The organism is Paenibacillus sp. 1001270B_150601_E10 (assembly GCF_015558675.1).
Lineage (GTDB): Bacteria > Bacillota > Bacilli > Paenibacillales > Paenibacillaceae > Paenibacillus_B.
In genome coordinates this window covers 251,834-258,106 of record NZ_JADMOL010000004.1, presented here as the reverse complement: position 1 = coordinate 258,106, position 6,273 = coordinate 251,834, and the positions used below count along the sequence as shown (strand labels likewise).

General features: G+C 50.3%; 9 protein-coding genes. All 9 read right to left on the bottom strand.

Annotated elements, in window-relative coordinates; all coding sequences use genetic code 11:
- Positions 1–133: 133 nt before the first annotated feature.
- The gene (locus I2H74_RS12435) at positions 134–406 is read right to left on the bottom strand and encodes a hypothetical protein (RefSeq protein WP_085494448.1); all 273 of its coding nucleotides are present in this window, start codon (positions 404–406) and stop codon (positions 134–136) included.
- A 14-nt stretch (positions 407–420) separates the two neighbouring features.
- Positions 421–1,209 (bottom strand): phage protein, encoded by a 789-nt coding sequence (locus I2H74_RS12430; RefSeq protein ID WP_195574287.1) that lies wholly within the window; start codon positions 1,207–1,209, stop codon positions 421–423.
- Complete coding sequence (locus I2H74_RS12425) at positions 1,193–1,513, bottom strand: phage baseplate plug family protein (protein ID WP_195574286.1); 321 nt, start codon at positions 1,511–1,513, stop codon at positions 1,193–1,195. The genes I2H74_RS12430 and I2H74_RS12425 overlap by 17 nt, the downstream gene beginning before the upstream one ends.
- A gap of 36 nt (positions 1,514–1,549) precedes the next feature.
- A complete protein-coding gene (locus I2H74_RS12420; protein ID WP_195574285.1) occupies positions 1,550–2,311 on the bottom strand; it encodes a LysM peptidoglycan-binding domain-containing protein in 762 nt (253 codons plus the stop codon).
- 16 nt (positions 2,312–2,327) lie between these two features.
- A complete protein-coding gene (locus tag I2H74_RS12415; protein ID WP_195574284.1) occupies positions 2,328–4,316 on the bottom strand; it encodes a hypothetical protein in 1,989 nt (662 codons plus the stop codon).
- On the bottom strand, positions 4,317–4,445 hold the full coding sequence (locus I2H74_RS25010) for a hypothetical protein (protein ID WP_258960945.1): 129 nt from the start codon (positions 4,443–4,445) through the stop codon (positions 4,317–4,319). It abuts the gene before it with no gap.
- A 31-nt stretch (positions 4,446–4,476) separates the two neighbouring features.
- Positions 4,477–4,761, bottom strand: coding sequence for a hypothetical protein (locus I2H74_RS12410; protein ID WP_195574283.1), 285 nt, complete (start codon positions 4,759–4,761; stop codon positions 4,477–4,479).
- Positions 4,762–4,800: 39 nt separating this feature from the next.
- Positions 4,801–5,202 (bottom strand): phage structural protein, encoded by a 402-nt coding sequence (locus I2H74_RS12405; RefSeq protein WP_085494454.1) that lies wholly within the window; start codon positions 5,200–5,202, stop codon positions 4,801–4,803.
- 62 nt (positions 5,203–5,264) lie between these two features.
- Entirely contained in the window at positions 5,265–6,263 is a 999-nt protein-coding gene (locus I2H74_RS12400; protein ID WP_195574282.1) for a DUF3383 family protein, read from the bottom strand.
- Positions 6,264–6,273 lie beyond the last annotated feature (10 nt).

The window sequence follows — 6,273 nt, the reverse complement described above, 5'->3', positions numbered from 1 at the left end:
GGGTCAAAAAAATACTCGCCTAAGCGAGTTCCTAATCGTATCTGCACCGATTGTGCCAGCTCCTGCCGACCTTCGATCCATGCGAACTGGCCTTGAGACAAGACCAAATCTCCTTGCTCCAGCGTCCAAGCCTTCATCCGCCTCCCACCTTTCCAATCACAACACCGCCGGATTGATGGGCTTCCGTAAATACAACCAGCACACGGCTGCCTATCTGAAGGGATGAGGAATTCGGCTGCTCCAGCACGGGAAGATAATAGCGAATCAGCCCTTGCTCCCCTTCCAGTTCAACATCTGCGGTAGCACCACTCATGCTCACAATCGTTCCGATCCCAGCTGCCCTTGCTTGGTCCAGCTTATAATCGATCCATGCTTCCAGGGCACCCACCGCTTGATTTGCTGCCATCTGCTCCCTCCTTTCTAGCCTTTAACCAGATCGACTTCTGTCGTAAATTCATCATCGGACAAAGTATGCCGTCCCTTCTTTACTTTGTAATCTCCTTCGAAATCCTCACTCACCAAGCGAAGCTTCGCTCCTGCATATAAACGATAGTGAAGCAGCGACTTCACACGCACGCCCTTCACCTTCTCTTCCTCGAACGACTCTGGACTTTCGATAAGTCCACTCGCAGGAGACAGTTCCAAGGTCATGGAAGAGGAATGATGTTTAGATCGAAAACGCAGCTGTCCCTGCTGTGTGTAGGTGCTCGTGCCGCAAGCCTTTGCCGCACGCTGCACGGCTTCAAGTGCATCCCCCTTGGCCGTAAACCCTTGGGTATAGGTGTAATCCTGATCCAGCAGAATCGGGCCATGGGAGATCTTTGCTCGACTCAACAGATCGCGGATGATCTCGCTTGCCTTCGTACCCGGGCGATACGATTGATTCAACGAACCTTTACTGCTGTCCACGAGATCCTTCACTTGCAGCGTCGTCACACGGTCCATCTGCTCACGCTGAGTGCGAACTTCAACAATTTTGCCTTGCAGCACAGTCCCGAGATCCGTGCCATAGCCCGCATTTACGATCACTTTCATGCCTGTCTTTAGATTTGCAAGCGTGTGCTTGGAAAGGTTGTACAGCTCAATCGTCGACTCATTCGGCTCCTTGTCATCGTCAAACTCCACGCTGATCCGCATCGAAATCTCTCCATACCGAAACTGATAGCTGCCGATCAGCACCTCGCATTGCCGCCTATACATAGATGCCATTGTCTTCACCTAGATGAATGTGTACGGACTGGCCGAACGTATCCCACGTCACCTGCTCGCCCACGTTTTCCCCATAGACAACGATCGTCTCCACAGGGAAATCCGGCGTTTCCATGCTTTCGAACAACGGAACGCCCCATACGAGCTTGACGCCGCACACAAGCAGCTGATCTTCCAAGGACAGGTCGATCGTAAAATAATCGTGACGCGCATTGTAGCGTATCTCAAACGTATACGTTCGTCCGCCCAGCTCCATATCAAAGGAATATGGAATCAAGGCTTTATCAATCGTTATGATCGCCATACCCATTCCTCCTTTCTGTTTCTTTGCTGTCGACACCTAATCAATGTTCAACACCATGCCTTCACGAAGCCAGGATCTCGGGTTGATGTTCGGATTGCGGGCCTGAAGCTCAAGCACAGACATGCCGTGTAAAAAGGCAACCGTATTCCACGTCTCCCCAGCACGCACGGTATACGTGCGAATCGCATTCTGTGCGCCAGTGTTCTGCCCCTGCTGCTGCTTCGTCGCCTTCTTCCCAATCGAGAGCACCATGCCTGCTGGCGGCGGAAAGTTCGGGTCCAGATGCGGATTCCATGTCCGCATCTGATACGGGTCCACCTGATAGCTCTTCGCAATGCTTCCCCACGTTTGGCCTGTTCGAATGAGATGTTCCTTCGGCGTTGGTAGATAGCTGGTGTTGCGTTTGCCGGAACGGCTCTTTTCCTTCAAAGCGGCCTGCGACTTGCCCGGGAGACCCTTGTAGGCAACCTTAACGAGCTGGATTTCTTTTAGGGTGAGTGAAAAGCTCATGCCGTTTGCAATCGAGTAATCGTGGGAGGTGCGAAGACTCGTAATAACCGCATTGACCATCGAATTGCGTCCCACATATTGAAGCACCTTGCCTTCATTCATCGCGGTAACCAGCCTATGCCGGTAATTCGCAGCTTGAAGGCCTAGCAGCAGTCCTTCGAGATGGAGGGTAACGCCTTCCTTTTGAATATGGTCGGTAATCGATCCGCCCTTCTCAATGTTGTGGCTGCTAACCTGTACGCTGTATTCCGGCTCCTCTGAGGTAACAAACAGCTCTACGCCGCCCAAGCGGCTCAGTTGTGTACTAATAGGACATCATGCCTCCTTTGCTCACTGGCGGCGGCAGCGGCACCTTGCTCGTAATGCCTCTTTCAAAGGAGCGGAATGCGCTTTCGTACTGCTCTCTGCAAATACGCTTGATCTCCTCGATCATCTTCCGATCGATATAGCCATTGACGTTCAGGTTCATCACGACTTGGCTGTTGGCATTCACGTCGACGGTTTGCGGGATCGTCCTTGCTGAAGCATTGGTGTTAGCCGCCGGTGGTGTGGATACTGGCGACATTGGTGTCCCCATGGACGTATAAGGCTTCGTTGAAAACGTCGCCGCAGGCGGTGTTGCCAGCATTCCCGGATGCGGCATTGGTCTTGGAGCGCTTGGCGCCGGAGAAGCATTCGTTGTATTCTGGCCTTGAGCAGGAGTCGTTGTCGGTGATGGCGTTGGTATATTCGAGCTAACCGGCAATGAACCGAACGTGGGCGGAATCGTATGCTGGAAGCCTGGATTCGAAGTCGACGCTGCTTGGTTTGCAGCTTCTTTAAAGGCACGCATCTGCTCCGCATTTTTACGAATCTGCTCTTCGGTTAACTCTTCTTCCTTCTTCGTATTCTTCTCAAGCTTAGGGAGCAGCCATTTCTCTGCCGCATAAATCCCTGCGTCTAGTGCGAATCCTCCAACAAGTCCCATTGGCGTAAATCTCGCAAAGCGGCTAACCTTATTCACGACCTTGGCACCTGTAAGAATCTTCTTCGTCCAGCTCAGTGCAGATGAAGCCGTGCTTGCGGTTGCGGCTAGATCGCGCCCCGTTTGGACCGTGTTGATAGCGGTTTGAGCAGCGTGTGCGACTGGATTTGTGTATGGACCGTTAGGGGGCGTTTTATCCTCTTCTAGTGTTTCTTCTGTTGCCACCTTAGCTTTTTTCGAGTTTGCGTAAAGACCAAAGGCAGTGCCGCTAGCAGCAACTAGGCTTGAAATGGCGAATTTTTTACCTTTGCCGCCTTTAAATAAACTGCTTATTCCAGATTTACTTTTATTAACAATGTCACTATCCGATACGCCTTTGAAAATGTTCTTTGCTCCAGCTATGCCGCTTTTAATATGTTTGTTTTCCGACACGCTTGTATAAATACTTTTTGCCCCGCCGCTTACTTTTGTTAACAAACCTCTAATTCCCTTTGGTGCTTTCGGTGATCCTTTTGGTTTATTGTTATTTTTGGGACCCTCTGTGTGGTTGGAAGTCGTTGAATTTTGATGGTCGGATTGACCTTTACTGGTACTAGAAGATTCATGAGAGTTACTAGAATCCGTTTTATTAGAGCCTTCTGAAGAATCTCCTCCAGAATGACCTCCAGATTTTTTATCTTTTCTACCGTTCCACCATTTTTTACCCTTGTCACCCAGGTCAGTAATATCATTAAAACTTCCTATTACGTCTGTAAAAGGACTGACAATATCAACTGCACCTTTCACATTTTTATAAATCGGATGATCCTTGATTGTTTTAACCCATTCAGGATCATCCTTATCCTTCTCATCGCTAATCGCTTTTGCTATTTTGGAAGCTAGCTCATCAGCAGTAAATTGATTTCCACTGCTTTGAGAGGTAAAGGCGGTAGTTAAGCTGCTGATATTACTGGATAGAGTAGACATCCCTACAGATACACTAGCTGCTTGATCGCGTAATGATATCGTTGCTCCAACTAATACAGGAACCTGACTGTTTAGTGACAGAGCAGCACCCACTAATCCAGGAAGCTGACTGCTTAATGAAGACACTGCACTTTCTAGCCCAGCCAATCCGGGGATCGATACCGATACTGAGGCTCCACTCCCTTTGGCCTTGCTTTCCATAGCGGATTTCAGACCTGAACTAATCTGCTGACTGGTCTTCGTTAATTGCACATTCATGTCCTTCACTGAGTGAGTGGAGCTCATCAGAATCGGTTCAAGCCTCTTCAACCGCTCATTCATCGAACGCAGTTCTTGCTTTATTCGCACCGAGGTATCATCCATTTACTTCCCTCCTTTCCCGTACAGCCAATCCATGGCGGCTGCAGCCTCGCACAGTTCTTCAATGCTCATGCCGCAGGCCGTCTCATACGAAATACCGCCCCGGCTCTCCAGCACAACCTGCCAGAGCAACTGCCGGAGCGGATTCTGAGAAATGGATGAACTATACGTCGGATGACTCGGATCCCAAGGGCGTGTCAATCATGCCGAGAAAGCGCGCGCACTCCATCCACAACGGCGTCAGCACCTCTGTATTCTCCGAAAGGGCATCCCAATCTAAGCGTGGGGAAACAATGACATACTGTAGGAAAAAGTCCATCGAATCCTCCAGCTTCCAGCCCCCATCGCTTTTGAGAGCTGTATCATAAAGGCGCATCAGCGCGCGAGCGCCCGGATGCTGAATCACATATTCCTCTTGTTCAATCGTAATCGTCTTCTGCTTGCTCATTTCCATTCCTCCTAGATGATCTTTGCTATATGGATTCCTTTATACGGCGTGTGTGTAATCCAGCACCTGAATCTCGAACTCGCGATCCTCAAGCTCTGCGCCATAGTTGGCAGCAGGGAGCTTCTTTATCACAGCCTGCGTGCCGCCAATACGCTCACGAGGGGAGTTGTGGGAGACGACCCAAATGCTGAACATGCTTTTCTCGCGCGCCAATTTGTGCAGCAAGCTTAGCTGTGGGGAAGTGGACATCAGCGTGAGCTTGATTGTGCCCAGAGGGTTGTTTTTATGCGCGATCGCAACTTCACCACGAGCACCCACATGCGTTACCGTGTGCTCCTCATCCTTTTCACAGGCAACAAAGGTGTTCTCTCCGAATCCCGTTAAATATTCGCCGTTGACAATAACGGACACTTGCTTTGCATCATAAATGCCAATGCTCATTTGCTTGCACCATCCTTATCGTATCGATTTATCTTATATGAAGCGTATAACTTCCACTTTCGTTAGAAACGAATAACGCCCTTTACGCGTACCGTATGTACGGCTCCCGCGATCTCAAACCAGAATGATCCGCCCTTGTAATGACGGCTTGCACGGTCGGCTGGCTCGACCTCATTGCGAAGCAGGAAAGAGGTGCCGAACAACGGCTCGCCGCTGTCGTCTTCTGCAATAATGCCCAGACGGAACGCTTCCTGAAGGACATTTACAACCGTGCTTTCGATCTGAGCAATCCCCGCATTCGTGTAAGGAACCTTGTCCGATTGGTTCAATAAATGCTGAATCTCCGCTTCCATGCGAGCGCGAACATAATCGCGGGACATAATCACATCAATGTATTCTCCGGAAAGAGTCTTCCCTTCAGAAGTACGAGCTTCTCCCTGCTTATTCACATAAGTGATACCGCCGTTGTCGTGAATCTCCATCAGCTCTGTTGCGGAGATTGGCATAGGTGTAATGCCCGCGCACGTCTTGAACTTCCAAGTCACGCTTCCAACATCGTAGGAGCCTACGCTGCCGACCAGGGCCGCATCTGGATACAGCTTGTCATCGCTATGGTAAAAGGCAACCGTGCGGGTATAGGCTTTAGTGTGAAGGGCCTGAAGTCTGGTTGTATCCGCCACGCGTGTGACAAACATACGATAGTCGTCCTGCTCAATTGCCGTTGCCAGGGCATCTACTGTTGCCGGTGCAGCATCCGCTGCCAATAGGTAATACCAGCCACGATCCATGACCTTGCGCAGCGTCTCTACGGGATCACCATTTTCACCACTAGCCACCATCGCGATTCGTGAAGGCGCATGATCGCCTTGAGCGAAGAGAGCTTCTGCCATTTTTGTTTCCGGCGTATCCGCCCCAAAATCCTTTTTAACCGAGTCCAGATCTCCATATTCCTTATAGTCACTGCCTGCTGCTGTCTTGCCCAGGATCAGCGGCATCGCAAAGGATACGCGCCCCGTCGGCTTCTGCAAATCAATCGTTACTTGTACGTCTTGTAGCGTCATCGTACTGTCA